Raw genomic sequence first — 16,332 nt, forward strand, 5'->3', positions numbered from 1 at the left:
ACCGGAGGATCAAAACATGAGCGCTGACGGCCACGCAAATGACGCTTTGGGACAATCGCCGGGTTTTGCGGTTCCCGACCCGGTCAGCCTGCCTTCTATAAAAGGCAAAATCAGCGATGAAGAATGGCGCCTGCGATGCGATCTCGCCGCCACTTACCGGCTGACCGCCCTTTACGGCTGGGACGATATGATTTTCACGCATATTTCGGTGCGGTGCCCTGACGAGGGCGGCAAGCCTCGCTTTCTGATTAATCCGTATGGGGTGTTTTTTGATGAAATGACGGCGTCGAGCCTGCTGAAAATAGATGTCGACGGCAATAAAGTTGATGAAAGCCCGTATTTCGCGAATGCGGCGGGTTTTACAATTCACTCTGCGCTGCACATGGCGCGCGATGACGCCCATGCCGTCCTGCATCTGCATTCGCCTTACGGCGTCGCTGTCTCAGCCCAACAGGGCGGATTGAAACGCTATACGCAATTTTCCATGATCGTTCATGATGACCTTGCGTATCATGACTACGAAGGGATCGCGACGGACCTCGATGAGCGTGAACGACTGGTAAAGGATCTTGGCAACCACAATTTTTTCATGCTGCGCAATCACGGGACATTAACCGTCGGCGCCAATTGCGCTACGGCGTTTTTGCGCATGTATTTTCTGGAACAGGCGTGCAAGACGCAAATCCTTGCACAATCGGATACCAAGGAGCCGCTGGAAGAGGCGCCGGCCATGGGGGCTAAAGTGCTGCAGCAGGGCGCGCCCGCATTTGTTCCGGGCCTTGGCGACAATCTCGCCTGGCCGGGACTGATCAGAAAACTGAATCGGGAAAACCCGGGTTACGATATTTAGTCGGCGTCAGGGTTCAGGGTTTTCAGATATGCGATGAGCGCTGCGCGTTTTGCCGCGTCCCGCTGGCCGATATACGCCATGCGGTTGCCGCGCATGAACCCTTGCGGATTTTCTATAAAAGCGTCGAGGTTATCGTCGCTCCAGAGAACGCCGGATTGCGCCATGGCCCGCGAATAGGCAAAGCCGTCTTGCTTGCCGGCTTCTGCGCCTACGATACCGAAAAGATTGGGGCCGACGCGGTGCGCTTCGCCGTTATTCACTGTATGGCAAACGGCGCACTCATTAAATTGCCGGCGGCCCTGATCGGCCATTGAAACGGTTTGCGTCTGATCGCCGGCGGCGTTCGCCCGCGCGTTCGCCGCGCCATCGCCTGCGCTTGACGCGTCCTGGCTGCATCCGGAGAGGACGAGAATGGCGGCGCAGAGATACATTTTGTTCATTTCGGCTTCTGTCCCCCGAATTTTGCGAATTCGCTTTATAAGCCTCTAGTCAATGCGCGCGCAATCCGTTAAGAGGCCCGCCTTGGCCAGCCCCTATAGCTCAGCTGGTAGAGCAACTGATTTGTAATCAGTAGGTCCGCGGTTCGAGTCCGTGTGGGGGCACCAGCCAAACCAAAAAGCGGGCCCCGAAGCGGCCCGCTTTGTGATTAAAATCCCGTTCTTATGACTGCGCCATTGAACGAAGCATCCAGGCTGTCTTTTCATGCGTTTGAATGCGTACGGTTAAAAGGTCGGCGCTGGCGGCGTCGCCGGATTCCTCCGCCGTCGATAAACCATCGCGGGCGCGCTTGATCAGCGTTTCATGATCAGACAATAATCGCTTCACCATATTGTCCGCGGAAGGCGGCTTGGTGTCCGCGTTATCAATATCAGAAAGGTCGGCGAACTGTTTGCCGCTGGTTGGCGCGAAAACGCCCAATGCGCGTACGCGCTCTGCGATTTCATCCAGCGCATCCCACATCTCGCGATACTGTTCCTCGAACATCACGTGTAACGTATGGAACTGCGGTCCCGTAACATTCCAGTGATAGGCGTGCGTTTTCATGTAAAGAGAATAGGTGTCCGCCAATGTCGCATTCAGCGCCTCAGCGACGGCGTTTCGTGCATTTTCCGCCAGACCAATATCAACGCTCGACATAGTTACAATCTCCTCTTTCAGTGTTGTTTCATAGAATAGATAGGGCGCGCGCGCCCTTCAATCAAATTGATAATGACGATGAGTTTGTTCAAAATAATCGATAGCGCTAAGCCAGCGATTCTGCGAACCGTTTTATCCTCGCCCCTGCCTCGCGAAGATCATGCTCAGCCGCCGCATAGGAGACTCTGAAGAATGGCGACAGGCCAAAAGCCGCGCCGAATACGGCGGCGACGCCTTCGGCCTTCAATAGTTCAAGGACAAAATCTTCGTCATTTTTTATGACGGCGCCGGAGGGCGTTTTTTTGTTTATAAGACCAGCGCAGGACGGATAGACGTAGAAAGCACCCTCAGGTCTGGCGCAGTTTATACCTTCGACCTCGTTCAGCATTTTCACCACCATGTCGCGCCGGGATTTGAAAGCGGCGTTGCGATCCGCAAGAAAAGACTGATCGCCATCGAGCGCGGCAACGCTCGCCCATTGACTGATCGAGCATGGGTTGGAAGTCGACTGCGACATGATTTTCGCCATCGCTTTAATCAAGCCTTGCGGGCCGCCGGCAAAACCGATCCGCCATCCGGTCATAGCGTAAGCTTTGGATACGCCGTTGACCGTCAGCGTGCGATCAAGAAGGCCTGGTTCAATTTGTGCTGGCGTGGTGAATTTGAAATCATCATAGATAATATGTTCGTAAATATCGTCCGTCATCACCCAGACATGCGGATGTTTCAATAAAACATCCGTAAGCGCCTTAATTTCGCCGCGTGTATAGGCTGCGCCGGTTGGATTTGAAGGGGAGTTGAAGATAAACCATTTTGTACGCGGCGTTATTGCATTTTCAAGTGCGGCTGGCGTCAGTTTGAAATTGGAATCTGCGTCAGTCTTCACGATGATCGGCGTCCCGCCTGCAAGCAATGTCATGTCAGGATAAGAAACCCAGAAGGGGGCGGGAACGATCACTTCATCGCCGGGATTTATCGTTGCAAGAAGGGCGTTAAAAATAATCGCCTTGCCGCCCGGCGCCACCGAAATTTGAGAGACGTCATATGTCAGATTGTTGTCACGGTTGAATTTCGCAGCGATGGCGTCTTTCAGTTCAGGCATGCCGTCGACGGCGGTGTATTTGGTTTTACCATCGCGAATGGCCTTGACGGCGGCGTCTTTCACAAAATCAGGGGTGTCGAAATCGGGCTCGCCGGCGCTGAGCGAAATAACATCGCGCCCTGCAGCTTTCAGTTCGGCCGCTTTTTGCGTCACCGCCATGGTTGGCGACGGCTTGATCCGGGAAACCGCCAGTGAAGATGTAAATTCGCGCATGAGGCGCGCTCCAGCTTCTTTAGATGGCTATGTGTACTCTTTTGCTGCGCCGCAACCAACTGATTTTCTTGGCGCCGGCTAAATCGCCATGACGCGAGTGAATGCTGCGGAATTCGTCGGCAACGCGAAGAACTGAAAATTGAAATATCCTGCCGATAAGTTATAATGCATTGTTTATATTGGAAATTTTTAATCTTTGTGGAAAAAATATTCCGGCGTTTTCGTAGATTTTTTGGTTTGCTCTTCTCCCGTGATGTGATTTCATACGCCTCAGCGGGGGCAACATAGGAGAGCCTATGATTGCGGAATTGCAGACCGCAATTTCACAAGTTCCGAGTAGAAAGGCGCGGCTGAACGGTTTGACGCAAGTTGAAAGCGTCAGGGTGAAAGTCGAGCGCGCGGCGTTGCTGTTTCGCGGCGCGCCCGTCGCTATAGCGGCCAGCGCGCTGAACGGCGTCATTGCAACGGCTGTCGCGTGGGCAAGCGTTGACCGTACCGTCATGCTGGCCTGGCTCGGCGTTATCATGACGATTGCGCTACTGCGCGGCGTTCTCTGGCTGCGGTTCAAAATGGGGGGCGTTTCCGCCCGAAACCTGTCGCGCTTTGCAAAATTGCATGTTGCTTTCATGGCGATCAACGGCGCCGCCTGGGGCGCGCTTGCGCCGATCTTTGCCTTGCAAGGGTTTATCGGGCACGCATTCCTGGCCTTCGTCATCGCCGGCATGACGGCTGCTTCGATTGTTTCCGCGGGCGCTTCCTGGCGCGCCGTGCTGGCTTTCAATATTCCGGCGCTTGCTCCTTTAGCTGTGACCTATGCCCTCACGGCCGGCGCAAACGGGGCCGCGATTGCAGCGGTAGTAGTCCTCTACGGTATAGGCACGGCGTATCTGGCGTTGTCGATACAGCGGATGATCGACCGGTCGATTCTTTTGCACACGAAAAATGACAAGTTGCTGGCGGTTCTGCGCCGCCGCATAGACGATACGCATACGGCAGAACAGCGCTTTCGCGCGCTTGTGGAGTCCTCGCTTGATATTACCCTTATCTTTTCGCCGGAAGGGAAAATCGTTTACGCCAGTCCTTCCGCAGAGCGTGCGTTTGGCGCTCCCATCGGGCTCTTGATAGGCAAGACGACGAAAGAAATTGTCCATCCTGACGACATGCCGTTTTTCAGGGCGGTTGGTGAGAAATCCCTGTCACAACTAGGCGAAGTCAAACCTTTGCCGCATGTCTGCATGCGCGGTTCGGCGGAAGGCGAATATGTAGCGCTCGCCGGTCGATTGACCAATATGCTTTACGTGCCCGGCGTCGAGGGCTTTGTGTTCAGCGGCGGACGCCTTGAAGGCGAATATGCGCGGCGGCATATTCACGCGGCGGAATAGTATTCACCAGAGCGCTTGCGTCTCGTTCGAACTATCGGCAATAGCTGGTGTTACCCTCATGAGCGTTTGCCGGAGATTTTCCATTTGACGCCAACCAAAGTATCGCCCGGAATGCCGGCAAAGAAAACGAAACGAAAGCCGCGTTTGCGCATTGGCTGGCGGGAATGGACCTCGCTTCCCGATTTGAACGTGGAAAACATAAACGCGAAAATCGATACGGGTGCGAAAACGTCGGCAATCCATGCTTTTCGCATTCGGGAGATTGACCTTGAAGGCGAGCCGCATGTGGAATTTTTTCTGCATCCGGTGCAACGCCGCAAACGACCGGAGGTTTATTGCTGTGCGCCGATTGCAGACCGGCGCGTGATCAGAAGTTCAAACGGCCAGGAAGAGGAACGCTATGTCATCTCCACACGATTGCGTATGGGACCGCGCACCTGGAAAATCGATTTGACCCTGACGAACCGGGACGCCATGGGCTTTCGTATGCTGATTGGCCGCGACGCGCTGCGTCGCAAATTTTTGATCGATCCGGGGGCTTCATATCTTCTCGACAAGAATAATGTGAAAGGAGAGCCGCAATGAAACTGGCTCTGATGTGCCGAAACGCTGAATTATACTCACACAAACGGATCGTAGAGGCGGCGGAGGCGCGCGGTCATGAAATCGATGTGATTGATCATCTGCGTTGCTATATCAATATCACGTCCCACCGGCCGACAGTGCGCTATCGGGGAGAAGAGCTTGCGTATTTCGATTGCGTGATTCCGCGCATCGGCGCATCCGTCACATTTTACGGCACCGCCGTGTTGCGGCAATTCGAAATGATGGGCGTTTATCCGGTCAACGAATCCGTGGCGATCAGCCGTTCGCGCGACAAGCTGCGTTCATTGCAGCTATTGGCGCGCAAGGGGATCGGTCTGCCTGTAACAGTTTTCGCCCATCGCACCAGCCGGGCGGAAGAAATTCTCGACATGATTGGGGGCGCGCCCGTTGTGATCAAATTGCTGGAAGGTACGCAAGGCATTGGCGTCGTGCTCGGTGAAACGCAAAAAGGCGCGGAATCGATTATTCAGGCGTTTGGCGGCGTCAACACCAACATCCTTGTTCAGGAATTTATTAAAGAGGCCGGCGGCGAGGATATCCGCTCTATCGTGGTCGGTGAAAAAGTCGTCGCCTCAATGAAACGCAAAGGTAAGGAAGGCGATTTCCGCTCGAACATCCATCGCGGCGGCACTGCTGAGAAAATCAAGATTACGCCCGAAGAGCGCTCGACGGCTGTGCGTGCAGCGCGCGCCATGGGCCTGAATTTTTGCGGGGTTGATTTGCTGCGTTCAAATCACGGTCCGGTGGTGATGGAGGTGAATTCATCGCCCGGCCTTGAAGGCATTGAAAAAGCGACCGGCGTAGATGTCGCCGGGCTGCTTGTTGATTTCATCGAGAAAAACGCGAAATACGGAAAAACCAAGACCAAGGGCAAGGGCTGATTGCCCGAGTTTGAATGTTGCGCCTTACCGCACATTCTCACTCACCCGGATGGGTGATTTCCCTATTTTCCGGCGCCCGTCTCTTGATGCGGCGTAAAGGCCATGCTGCTCTTTTCCTTCAAACAAGGGAGCGGTCATATGCAAAAAGTCGACGGTATCGGCGGGTTCTTTTTCAGATCGAAAGACCCCGAAAATCTTGCAAAATGGTATGAAGACAATCTGGGCGTTCAACTCGTGCCCGGCGATTATGATACGCCCGCCTGGCGCACGAACGCCGGAACCACGGTATTTGCGCCGTTCAAGGAGGATACCGCCTATTTCGGCGATATGAAAAACCAGTGGATGATCAATTTTCGCGTAAAGGATCTTGCGGCCATGGCGGCGCAACTCGAAAAGGCCGGCGTCAAAGTAGAAATCGATCCTGAAGAATACCCGAATGGGCGTTTTGCAAAGTTGAACGATCCGGAAGGCAACCCGATCCAGTTATGGCAGCCGGGCGGCTGCGATCCGCATTAGTCGAACAAGCTGGAAACGGATTCCTCATTGGCGATCCGCCGGATGGCCTCCGCCAGTAACGTCGCGATCGAAACCTGCTCGATTTTTGGACACTCGGCGACGCCGGGCCGCGCTTCAATGGAATCGGTTACCAGAAGGCGCGTCATCGCTTCAGACGCCATGATACGCTTTTCTGCGTGGTCAGAGAGGACGCCGTGCGTGATGCAGGCGGCGACGCTTTTCGCGCCTTTTTGCATCAGGGCTTCAGCGGCGTTGCAAAGCGTGCCGCCGGAATCGACAATGTCGTCGAAGATAACGCAATGGCGGTCTTTAACATCGCCGATAATATTCATCACTTCTGAAAGGCCAGGGCCTTCGCGGCGCTTGTCGACGATGGCGAGCGGCCGGTCTTTCAGACGTTTCGCCAGCGCCCGCGCGCGCACAACGCCGCCGACATCGGGCGACACTACAGTCACCTGTTCGATATCGCCATTGTAAATCTCACGAATACGGCGGTCGAATTCCTTGACGGCGTAAAGATTGTCCGTGGGAATGTCGAAAAAGCCCTGAATTTGCCCGGCGTGCAGATCGACCGTCAGCACACGGTCGGCGCCGGCGGTGGTGATCAGGTTGGCGACGAGCTTTGCGGAGATTGGCGTTCTCGGACCGGCTTTGCGGTCCTGCCGCGCATAGCCGAAATAGGGGAGTACGGCCGTTATCCGGCTGGCGGAGGCGCGGCTGAGCGCATCCTGCGTGATGAGCAATTCCATCAGATTGTCATTCGCCGGCTGCGATGTGGACTGGATGACAAAAACATCCTCGCCGCGCACATTTTCCTGAATTTCAACAAAGACCTCGCCATCCTTGAAGGTCTTGATTTCAGCCTTGGCGAGCGAGGTGCCGAGTCTTTCGCAAATGGCTTCGCTTAACCGGCGATTGGAATTTCCGGCGATCAGTTTCATGACATCCGTCCCCTAAAACCCCGCGACAGCAAAGGTTTCATGACGGTTTCTTGACGGTTGCGCAACCCGAAAAACCTGCGTTTTTATTTTCACGTTGCTTTCAGGGCGATAGCCGAAAGATTGCGGCCGTAATCTGAAAGATTATCGCGGCGCATCGCGCGATAGCTGAAAAACCGATTCGCATTGGCGAGCGTGCACAGCCCAATGTCGTCCACATTGTTGACGCCGCATGTGGAAAGCCGCCACAGGCCGAATGAGACGAGATCAAACTGGCGCTTATCCTCAGTTGCGCCAGGCGCAAAAAACCGTTCTGCGTCAGGATATTTGCCGAGAAAATTATCCACCAGGTCGAGCCCGACTTCAAAATTCGGCTGGCGCAGACAGGGACCGACAGCGGCGCGAATGTTTTCAGGTTTCGCGCCGAGTTCCTGCATTTTCGCCACGGTGTTTTCAAGAACGCCGGCGAGCGCGCCGCGCCAGCCCGCATGAGCGGCGCCGATAATGCGGGCGCTGGCGTCTATGAACAAAAAGGGCATGCAATCTGCTGCGAGAACGCCGATAGCCAGATCCGGCGTACTGGTCACCAGGCCGTCAACTTTAGCAGCGTGTTCATTCCAGGGCTCTTCGACGACCATCACATCCGCAGAATGCGTCTGATAGCCGGTAAGCAAAAATCTCTCGTCAACGCCGAGCGCGCCTGCACACAAAACCCGGTTTTTCCGAACTGCGGCAGGATCGTCGCCAGAACCCGGCCCCGTGTTGAGGCTGTCATAGGGCGCATTCGAAACGCCGCCGTCCCGCGTGAAAAAGCCGTGCATGACGGCCGGCAGGTCCAGCGCAGGCGAAACCAGAAAGGGCGGCGTCATCGCCGTCATGATTCAAATCCGGCAGGGGTCGGCAAACCGGACGATGAAAGACAAAGGACCTTGAAGATTTCACCCATGGCCTGCGGCGCCGCGATGCGCGCGGCGCCTGCGCGCACCTCTTGCGCCGTTGCTTCGTCTTTGCCTTTGCACAGTGTTTCAACGCGCAATGGCAGGCCGAGCCGGTCAAGAAAGCGGCCCTGCGTTACCGGCCCATGCGCATTGACGCCGGACTCGATCGCAATTTTTGCAAGCGATTCGAAATCCACATGCGCCGTCAGGTCGGCCCGGCCGGGCGAGGCGAGCGGCGCCCAGTATTCATGGTCGCGCACGGCCTGTAGCGTATCGCCAAAGCCGCGCTCCATATGGCCGTAATCGATTATCAGCGCGTGTCCGCCATGCTCGTTTAATGTGTCGCAAATTTCGCTGGCGAAAGTCTGGATCGGATGCGAGATTTCGAAAATATCGCCCACATCGCTTTGCGTAATCTCCGGCAACTGAAATTCGGGCGGCGGCGGCGTTGAAGCCAGCGTAAAGGCGAGGCCGGTTTCAGCTTCATTGAGGCCGATGAGACGCTCGCGCCAGCCGGACTTGATCCGCTCAAATTGGCGAATGGGCAGGCAATCGAAAAATTCGTTGGCCACAATCAGCGACGGTCCCGGCGAGATATCTGCATATTCATCGGCCCAAAGGGGTTTCGCCTCGGTGGCTTTCAGCCGCTTTTGCTGTTCCAGCCGCAGCCGTCCGGATGTCTCCAAGAGCCAGACCTGCGCCGCCTTGCCGAAACCCGGCCGCGAACGCGCCGCGCGCAAAATGTCCTCCATCAGGACGCCGCGGCCTGGCCCCAACTCGATCAGATTGAAACTTTCAGGCGCGCCCATGGCCTGCCAGGCTTCAACCAGCCACAAGCCGATCAGTTCTCCAAAAATCTGGCTGATTTCCGGCGCCGTCGTGAAGTCGCCTTTTTCGCCGATAGGGTTTTGCCGCATGTAATACCCTTCATGCGGATGGCCGAGAGCGTCGGACATGTAATCGGCTATGGTGATCGGACCTTTCAGTTTGATCAGGTCGATCAGGCGTTCTTCCAGCGGCGTTGTTTGTGCTGCGCCGGTCTCGCTCATGAAGCCGCCTTTTTATTCGCAGACGTTGGCGCCGTACGTGTGCGCCATATCAACCAGAGCCCCAGCGCCAGCATGGGCGCCGAAAGCATCATGCCCATGGTCAGGCCTAGCGGGAAGTCCGGCAAATGTGCGTCAGGTTCACGGAAATTTTCAACGAAGATGCGCGACGCCGCATAGCCCGCGATAAAAAGCCCGATGGCGGCGCCGGGGCGTTTCAATAACCCGAAGGAATGAGTGGCGATACGGATGACAATGAAGAGAAGTATGCCTTCCAGCGCCGCCTCATAGAGCTGGCTTGGGTGACGGGGCAGGCGGTCCGGATCGGTCGGGAACACCATGGACCAGGGGCCGTCCCATGGGCGGCCGTAAAGTTCGGCGTTGATGAAGTTGGCGATGCGTCCGAAAAACAATCCGATCGGGGCGGCGCAGGCGAAAAGGTCCCCCAAAGAAAGCGGATTGAGATTGTGTTTGCGCGAAAAGAAATAACCGACGAGCGTCACGCCGATCAGCCCGCCGTGAAAAGACATGCCCCCGTTCCACATCATCAGCGCCGGCGGGAAGGGAAGGAAGCCGAGTATCGGCTCCCAGGGCGCCAGCAGAATAGACGGCTCATAAAACAAGACATAACCAAGCCTGCCGCCCGCCATGACGCCGATCGCCACCCAGAAAATGACGTCGTCAAGCAGCGCCCGCGTGATCGGCGCGCCGTCCTTGCCCCAGATTGACGCATTCTTGAGCAGTCGCGTCAGATACCACCAGCCCGCCGCCAGGCCGCCAATGTAAGCGAGCGAATACCAGCGGATCGGCAAGGGACCCAATTGCACGGCCACAGGGTCGATATTGGGATAGGGAAGGCTCATGGCGGTCTCTATTACGGAAATTGCGGTGGTCGTGCGTCTCAATAGCGCGCTTTGACGCCCCTGTCGCCCCGCCGCCAGCGCTCCTATATTCAATACAGATGAGGAGTTCGATGATGCAGACCCAGAGCGCTATTTTTGACGAGATCGCCAAATTGATGACCGAAGCCGCAGGCGCCGCCGACGGCGTGCGCCGGGAAGCGGAAACCGTTTTCAAAAGCCGGCTGCAATCGCTGCTTGCCGATATGGACCTTGTGACGCGTGAAGAGTTCGAGGTTGTGCGCGATATGGCGCGCGCCGCCCGTGAAGAAAACGAATCACTGAAAGCGCGCCTCGACGCGCTTGAAAATCGTTAACGTCCACAGGCTGTTGCGGAAAACCAGTTCAATCGAATCATTTCTCGCCGCTCCGAATCGCCGCGTCATGCTGCGTGCAAGCGGCTGAGAAAAGTCGCGCTAACCGGGAAACAAGGGGCGCCGATGTCGATCGAGCTTATCCGCAAACCAAAACAGAGTGAAAACCCATTGCGCGTATTGGAAACCGCAGCCGCCGGGCTTGAGTTTGAAATCGAGCGCGCGGGTGAAAATGAGCTGCATGTGATGCTGCCGGGCGTATGGCGGGACATCGGTCTCTGGTTCACATGGCGCCCGGAGCTTTCCACGCTGCAAATGGGCGCGCCGCTGGATCTGAAAGCGCCGGTCGGCCGGATCGACGAAGCGAGCCGTCTGGTGGTGATGGTCAATGAACGCCTGTGGATCGGACATTTCGATTTGTGGGCGGACGATCATTCGATCGTTTACCGGAACGCATCGCTCTTACCGGCGGAAGGCGGCATAGACGACGCGCAGGGCGAAGCGCTGATCCGAGCGGCGAGCGAAGCCGTCGACCGATTTTATCCGGCGTTCAATTTCCTGATATGGGGCGGCAAGTCGCCGGATGAAGCGCTGCAGGCGTCGCTGTTCGAGACCGCCGGCAACGCGTAACAACATTTTGCAACCGCTTCGGTGTTTCCAATAAGCGCTCGCCGCGCTATCTCTAATGGATGACCAACAAACCTTCTGTCGCGCTGATCGGCGCCGGTTCCATGGGCGGCGCGCTGATGAAAGGCTGGCTCGCCGCCGGCACAATTGACGCGTCGCGTTCCGCTGTTTTCGATCCCGGCGTCAACGACGACATGAATGCGCTCTGTGAAAAGCACGGCGTCGGCGTCAATCCTGACATCAAATCCGGTTTTGACGCTGTCGTCATCGCCGTTAAACCGCAAATGGCGGACAGCGCGCTGCCGGCATATGCGCCGCTGGCGCAAAACGCCATCGCGATTTCCGTGATGGCTGGAACCAGCATCGCGAAAGCCGCCACAGCGCTCGGCGGCGCTGCGCAAGTTGCGCGCGCCATGCCGAACCTTCCCGCCGCGATCGGCCGGGGCGTTTCCGGACTTTATGCGCCGGAGACGATCAATGAAGAAGGGCGAGACCTTATCGAAAAGTTGATGCGCGCCGCAGGCGACGTGGTCTGGGTGGAGAGCGAAAAAGATATTGACGCCGTAACCGCGGTTTCCGGCTCCGGTCCCGCCTATTTCTTTTTGCTGACGGAGGCGCTGGCCGATGCAGGAGAGGCCGCAGGTCTCGACAGGAGTGCTGCGGCGTCACTGGCCCGCGCAACGCTCGCCGGCGCCGGGGCGCTGATCGATGTGGAAACCCGCTCGCCGTCGCAGATGCGCAAGGCCGTGACGTCGCCCGGCGGCACGACCGAGGCGGCGCTGCAAATTCTTGATGGCGAAGACGGCGCGTTGCGCAAGCTTGTAAAAGAGGCTGTCGCCGCTGCGGCTCGGCGGGCGGCGGAACTGACAAAATAAACCTAGATCGGCAGTCTGATGGTGGCTTTCAGTCCGCCATAGGCTGACGCCGCGAGGTTGACGTCGCCGCCATGCGAGCGGGCGACGTCGCGCACGATTGTCAGCCCCATGCCGACGCCTGTTTCATTCTGGTTACGCGCTTCGTCAAGCCTGACAAACGGTTTGAAGACACCGTCACGGCGTTCCGCTTCGATGCCGGGCCCGTCATCTTCAACCAGAATTTCGATGTAACGGTCTGTGCGTTTTGCTGAAATCCATACATGATCAGCATACCGAAGGCCGTTATTCACAAGATTGCCGACTGCGCGCTTCAATGCGCTACGCCGCGCGGTCATGGAAACGCCAGCAGGCGCAGTTACATGTAATTTGTGTCCCGCTCGTTCTACGTCGCTTTGAATCTCCCTGATAAGTTCGCCGACGCGGACGGGTTCAGGGTCTTCGTCAGCGGCTTCGTTGCGGGCGAAATCGAGATAGGCTTCGACCATCTTTTCCATTTCCAGCACGTCTTTGTGCAGCGCCGCGACGTCTTCGTTTTCAGGCTGTATCGCGAGCGCCAGTTTGATCCGCGTGAGCGGCGTTCTGAGGTCGTGACTGACGCCCGCCAGCATCGCCGTTCGCTGCTCAAGGTGCCGTTTAATACGCTCGCGCATGGCGATGAAGGCGTAACCGGCTTTTCTGACTTCTGTCGCGCCGGTCGGCCGGTAATCGGGAGAATCCCGGCCCCGGCCAAAGGCTTCGGCGGCGGAGGCGAGGCGCAGGATAGACCGCACCTGGTTACGCATGAAAATAATGGCTGTCGCCCCCAAAAGAACGGATGTCGCAATCAGCCAGAATAAAAAAATCGGACCTGTCGTGGCGAAAACGCGATCGCGCCGGGCGAGAAAAATCAATGCGCCGTCGGTCAGCTGAACGCGTATCTCCACATCGTTCGGCCAGCTCTGGGTGTTCAGCCAATAGGGTTGTTCAAGCGCCCGTTGCAAACGCTTGTCCAGCGTGGCGTTATAGACGTTGAACAGCGCCAGCCGGTTGTCTTGAGGGATCTGCGTATCCGGCGCGTGTCGCACACGGATGGACAGATCATTCAGCGCATTGGCGGTGATGTTATCGCGTTCCGCATCGGAATTTGCGTTTTCATAAAGGCGCGTCACCAGCGCAATCTGGCCTGCGACATTTTCAGACAGGTTGGCGGTGACGAGGTCCCAATGGCGGGCGAAAAAAATATAGGTGACGACCGATTGCGTTATAAAAATCGGCAAAATAACGATGAGCAGAATCCGCGCATACAAACTTTTCGGAAAATAGCGGCGTATCATTTTAGTCGGCCATCAATGCGTAGCCGACGCCGCGTACCGTTTGCAGAAAAATCGGCGCGCGGGGGTCTTCCTCTATTTTTTTGCGCAGCCGCGTCACTTGCACATCGACTGAGCGTTCCATGCCGGCTTCGGATTGCTCGGCCAGCGCTTCACGGCTGATCGCTTCGCGCGGCTTTTGCGCCAGCGCGCGTAACAGATGCGTTTCTCCGGCTGTCAGGCGCACAAGTTCTCCGTTTTTGCGCAGCTCGCCGCGGCCTATGGCAAATGTGCAATCGCCGAAACTGATTTCCTTGTTGGAAAGCTGTACCGGACGCGACCTGCGCAGCAGATTATTCGCGCGCAGCAAAAGCTCGCGGGGTTCAAACGGCTTTGACAAATAGTCATCAGCGCCAGCCTCAAGTCCTTCAATGCGGTCTTCGGGCTGGCCTTTCGCCGTCAAGAGGAGAACCGGAACGTTGGACGCGGCGCGAACGAATTTCGTCAGCGAATAGCCGGACTCGCCGGGCATCATCACATCGAAAATAAAAAGATCGAAATCAAACGAGTTCATGAGCGCGCGCGCCTCCGCCGCATTGGCGGCGACTGAGGTTCGGTAAGTATTTTCGTTCAAATAGCGCTTTAATAACGTGCGGATACGGTCGTCGTCGTCAACGACCAGAATATGCGAGGCGTCGTCTTTTGTCTTTGGTGTTTTCATCGCTTTCCAAATTACTCGAGACTGCCGGCGCGCAGCAACCCTGCCGCCTGACGCACATATAATGCGCCTGTCCAGAATGTCAGAACCGCCGCAAGCCACAAAAAGCCGCTCGCTGCAGACCGCAGGCTTTCACCGACAATCCCTGTAGGCGCGGCGGCGAGCATGAGTCCCGCCGCGACCAGTTGTGTCGTCGTTTTCCACTTCGCTAACATGCTTACCGGCAGTGAGCCGCCGCGCGCGCCCAGCGCTTCGCGAAGACCGCTGACGAGTAATTCGCGCAGCACGATTATCAGAACGGCGATCACGCCAAATCCATGAATGACGCCGTTGCGCGTCAGCAGGATCAGCGCCGCAGCCACCAGCAGTTTGTCGGCCAGCGGGTCTAACGCCGCACCGAGCGCGGAGGTCTCGCCGCGCGCACGGGCGACGCGGCCGTCAATAAAATCGCTCAACGAGGCGATAATGAAAACAACCAGCGCCGCTTTTAAATTCCAGGCCGCGTTAGTGAGAAAAAACGCGGTAAAGGGAATGATCAGCAAAATGCGGGCGAGCGTGATAATATTGGCCATCCCGGCAGTTTAGGCTGCGCCGCCCGAGGTGGCCAGCCGCGCCGGCTAGCCTTTCCCGCCGTCATCGCCCCACAAGCGCTTCCACCAGGGCTCCGGCTGCGGCGGACTGAAATTTTGCGACCCATCGTTCATTTTTTTGCGAATGTCTTCAATTTCCCAGCCCGTCAGGTTGGCCAGCGTCTGGGCTTCTTTTTCAAACCGTTCGGGCAGGTTGGCGCGGTAAACTTCCGCAGCTTCACAAGTCGCATCGCCTTTGTAGGGGTGCCGCAAGACATAGCGCCCCTGAAAGTTTGATTTGTCGCCGGTCTCCTTGAACACCAGATCCTCCGGAAAAGTCTGGGCGTCATAAGAGACATGCAGACGCGTCACATAGACATCCTGCGCCTGCGGGCCGGGCCGGCGCGGCTGGACGGCGCCGCCTGAACCGTTTTCCAGCCAGTAAACGCCGAGTTCGCGCAACTCCTGCGCGGAAAGCGGATCGGCCGCACATGGATCGCACCAGTTCATATTCCAGGCGTATTCCATAAAGACCGCGCGGCCGTTTTCTTTTTCGACCTGCTCCTGAAACATAGATTTATAAAAATCGCCGAACTCGTTTTTCACATAAACGGGAATATCCATCCCTGTGGGCAGGTTTACGGTGCGGTAATTCGTGGTTTCGATGCGGCCGGAACGCGTCAGCCCGAACACGAACAATTCCTGCTTCCCGTCCGCGTTCACGGTGCCGAGCCGGATCGGCAACTGAAATTTTGGCGACTCAAATGCGATCTGCAACGGGCGCAGATATTTCAATCCTGTCTGCGCCTGTTCCTCCAGATTGACCTTCGCGACGAAGAATTTCGTATTCTGTTTGATATAACTGCCAAGCGTCGCTTCCGCGTCTTCAGGAAGCTTATAGCCGTTAGCGACAAGCCACTGGGCGAGGCCGTCAGACTGTGCGGCGGAGAGAATCTGGATGTCATATTCGCCGACGGTGTATTCAGCTTCGATCGTAACGCCGAGGCTGTCGGCCCGCGAACCGGTGACGGTGATTTCTTCTTCAATGGCTGACGCATTCTGGGCCATCTCGCGATACTTGTATTGCGTGCATGGATCTTCATCGAAATATTCAACGAGTCGCGGCGACGTATAGGCGTCAAGATGATCGATGATGGCGTTGTCGGTGACGTGTATCTGTTCTTCCTGCAACACGACCGGCACGGGGATGACCATGGCGAATTCTTTTAAATCGCCCTGATAATCGTTCGCCATGGTGATAACCGTGCGGTTGTTGTCGCGCATGATCGCGACTTTGGATGCTTTGTTGAAAAGTTTCGTGTCCGCCTTGGCGACGTAAAACCCGCAAAACGCCACCGCGCCGCCGGTAAGCGTGATGGCCGCGGTTGCGGACGCAGCGGCGAAGAGGGTTTTCTTGAGCGTTCTGTGCATG

The 16,332-nt window shown here is 56.7% G+C and carries 19 protein-coding genes and 1 tRNA gene; 9 read left to right on the forward strand and 11 right to left on the reverse strand.

What is annotated here, in order from left to right; all coding sequences use genetic code 11:
- Positions 1-16 precede the first annotated feature (16 nt).
- Positions 17-850, forward strand: a complete 834-nt coding sequence (locus tag ACQK2Q_RS03265; protein ID WP_425408320.1) for a class II aldolase/adducin family protein — start codon at positions 17-19, stop codon at positions 848-850.
- Here the strand turns inward: ACQK2Q_RS03265 and ACQK2Q_RS03270 are convergent.
- Entirely contained in the window at positions 847-1,290 is a 444-nt protein-coding gene (locus tag ACQK2Q_RS03270) for a c-type cytochrome (RefSeq protein ID WP_425408321.1), read from the reverse strand. The genes ACQK2Q_RS03265 and ACQK2Q_RS03270 overlap by 4 nt on opposite strands.
- An 89-nt stretch (positions 1,291-1,379) precedes the next feature.
- Between ACQK2Q_RS03270 and ACQK2Q_RS03275 the strand changes: the two genes are divergently transcribed.
- Positions 1,380-1,455 (forward strand) — tRNA-Thr (locus tag ACQK2Q_RS03275).
- A 55-nt stretch (positions 1,456-1,510) separates the two neighbouring features.
- On the opposite strand, the gene ACQK2Q_RS03280 is transcribed toward ACQK2Q_RS03275, so the two are convergent.
- Positions 1,511-1,987, reverse strand: coding sequence for a Dps family protein (locus ACQK2Q_RS03280; RefSeq protein ID WP_425408322.1), 477 nt, complete (start codon positions 1,985-1,987; stop codon positions 1,511-1,513).
- Positions 1,988-2,093: 106 nt separating this feature from the next.
- Entirely contained in the window at positions 2,094-3,302 is a 1,209-nt protein-coding gene (locus ACQK2Q_RS03285; RefSeq protein WP_425408323.1) for a pyridoxal phosphate-dependent aminotransferase, read from the reverse strand.
- Between the two features lie 296 nt (positions 3,303-3,598).
- Here ACQK2Q_RS03285 and ACQK2Q_RS03290 point away from each other — a divergent pair, with 296 nt between their 5' ends.
- The 4 genes from ACQK2Q_RS03290 to ACQK2Q_RS03305 all read left to right on the forward strand — a co-directional run bounded on the left by ACQK2Q_RS03290 (position 3,599) and on the right by ACQK2Q_RS03305 (position 6,687).
- Positions 3,599-4,684, forward strand: a complete 1,086-nt coding sequence (locus ACQK2Q_RS03290) for a PAS domain-containing protein (RefSeq protein WP_425408324.1) — start codon at positions 3,599-3,601, stop codon at positions 4,682-4,684.
- 111 nt (positions 4,685-4,795) lie between these two features.
- Positions 4,796-5,269, forward strand: a complete 474-nt coding sequence (locus ACQK2Q_RS03295; RefSeq protein ID WP_425408325.1) for an ATP-dependent zinc protease — start codon at positions 4,796-4,798, stop codon at positions 5,267-5,269.
- Positions 5,266-6,171: a 30S ribosomal protein S6--L-glutamate ligase gene (gene rimK, locus ACQK2Q_RS03300; protein ID WP_425408326.1), complete on the forward strand. Its 906-nt coding sequence runs from the start codon at positions 5,266-5,268 to the stop codon at positions 6,169-6,171. The genes ACQK2Q_RS03295 and rimK overlap by 4 nt, the downstream gene beginning before the upstream one ends.
- Positions 6,172-6,309: 138 nt before the next feature.
- Entirely contained in the window at positions 6,310-6,687 is a 378-nt protein-coding gene (locus ACQK2Q_RS03305; RefSeq protein ID WP_425408327.1) for a VOC family protein, read from the forward strand.
- On the opposite strand, the gene ACQK2Q_RS03310 is transcribed toward ACQK2Q_RS03305, so the two are convergent.
- The 4 genes from ACQK2Q_RS03310 to lgt all read right to left on the reverse strand — a co-directional run bounded on the left by ACQK2Q_RS03310 (position 6,684) and on the right by lgt (position 10,472).
- On the reverse strand, positions 6,684-7,628 hold the full coding sequence (locus ACQK2Q_RS03310; protein WP_425408328.1) for a ribose-phosphate pyrophosphokinase: 945 nt from the start codon (positions 7,626-7,628) through the stop codon (positions 6,684-6,686). The genes ACQK2Q_RS03305 and ACQK2Q_RS03310 overlap by 4 nt on opposite strands.
- An 89-nt stretch (positions 7,629-7,717) precedes the next feature.
- Positions 7,718-8,503: a peptidoglycan editing factor PgeF gene (pgeF, locus tag ACQK2Q_RS03315; protein WP_425408329.1), complete on the reverse strand. Its 786-nt coding sequence runs from the start codon at positions 8,501-8,503 to the stop codon at positions 7,718-7,720.
- Positions 8,500-9,612 (reverse strand): class I SAM-dependent methyltransferase, encoded by a 1,113-nt coding sequence (locus ACQK2Q_RS03320; protein WP_425408330.1) that lies wholly within the window; start codon positions 9,610-9,612, stop codon positions 8,500-8,502. The genes pgeF and ACQK2Q_RS03320 overlap by 4 nt, the downstream gene beginning before the upstream one ends.
- Complete coding sequence (gene lgt, locus ACQK2Q_RS03325; protein WP_425408331.1) at positions 9,609-10,472, reverse strand: prolipoprotein diacylglyceryl transferase; 864 nt, start codon at positions 10,470-10,472, stop codon at positions 9,609-9,611. The genes ACQK2Q_RS03320 and lgt overlap by 4 nt, the downstream gene beginning before the upstream one ends.
- Positions 10,473-10,582: 110 nt before the next feature.
- On the opposite strand from lgt, the gene ACQK2Q_RS03330 reads away from it, so the two are divergent.
- From ACQK2Q_RS03330 to proC, 3 genes are all read left to right on the forward strand, one after another.
- Positions 10,583-10,825, forward strand: coding sequence for an accessory factor UbiK family protein (locus ACQK2Q_RS03330; RefSeq protein ID WP_425408332.1), 243 nt, complete (start codon positions 10,583-10,585; stop codon positions 10,823-10,825).
- 123 nt (positions 10,826-10,948) lie between these two features.
- Positions 10,949-11,452: a YbjN domain-containing protein gene (locus ACQK2Q_RS03335; RefSeq protein ID WP_425408333.1), complete on the forward strand. Its 504-nt coding sequence runs from the start codon at positions 10,949-10,951 to the stop codon at positions 11,450-11,452.
- Positions 11,453-11,511: 59 nt separating this feature from the next.
- Positions 11,512-12,324: a pyrroline-5-carboxylate reductase gene (gene proC, locus ACQK2Q_RS03340; RefSeq protein ID WP_425408334.1), complete on the forward strand. Its 813-nt coding sequence runs from the start codon at positions 11,512-11,514 to the stop codon at positions 12,322-12,324.
- Positions 12,325-12,326: 2 nt separating this feature from the next.
- Here the strand turns inward: proC and ACQK2Q_RS03345 are convergent, their stop codons facing one another.
- Genes ACQK2Q_RS03345 through ACQK2Q_RS03360 form a run of 4 tightly spaced genes read right to left on the reverse strand, consistent with a single transcriptional unit; the run spans position 12,327 to position 16,331 of the window.
- A complete protein-coding gene (locus tag ACQK2Q_RS03345) occupies positions 12,327-13,637 on the reverse strand; it encodes an ATP-binding protein (protein WP_425408335.1) in 1,311 nt (436 codons plus the stop codon).
- 1 nt (position 13,638) lies between these two features.
- Complete coding sequence (locus ACQK2Q_RS03350) at positions 13,639-14,334, reverse strand: response regulator (RefSeq protein ID WP_425408336.1); 696 nt, start codon at positions 14,332-14,334, stop codon at positions 13,639-13,641.
- 11 nt (positions 14,335-14,345) lie between these two features.
- Positions 14,346-14,903 (reverse strand): CDP-diacylglycerol--glycerol-3-phosphate 3-phosphatidyltransferase, encoded by a 558-nt coding sequence (gene pgsA / locus ACQK2Q_RS03355; protein WP_425408337.1) that lies wholly within the window; start codon positions 14,901-14,903, stop codon positions 14,346-14,348.
- A gap of 45 nt (positions 14,904-14,948) precedes the next feature.
- The gene (locus ACQK2Q_RS03360) at positions 14,949-16,331 is read right to left on the reverse strand and encodes a DUF2330 domain-containing protein (RefSeq protein WP_425408338.1); all 1,383 of its coding nucleotides are present in this window, start codon (positions 16,329-16,331) and stop codon (positions 14,949-14,951) included.
- Between the last annotated feature and the right edge of the window lies 1 nt (position 16,332).

The sequence above is a fragment of the Hyphococcus sp. genome (assembly GCF_965228385.1).
Lineage (GTDB): Bacteria > Pseudomonadota > Alphaproteobacteria > Caulobacterales > Parvularculaceae > Hyphococcus.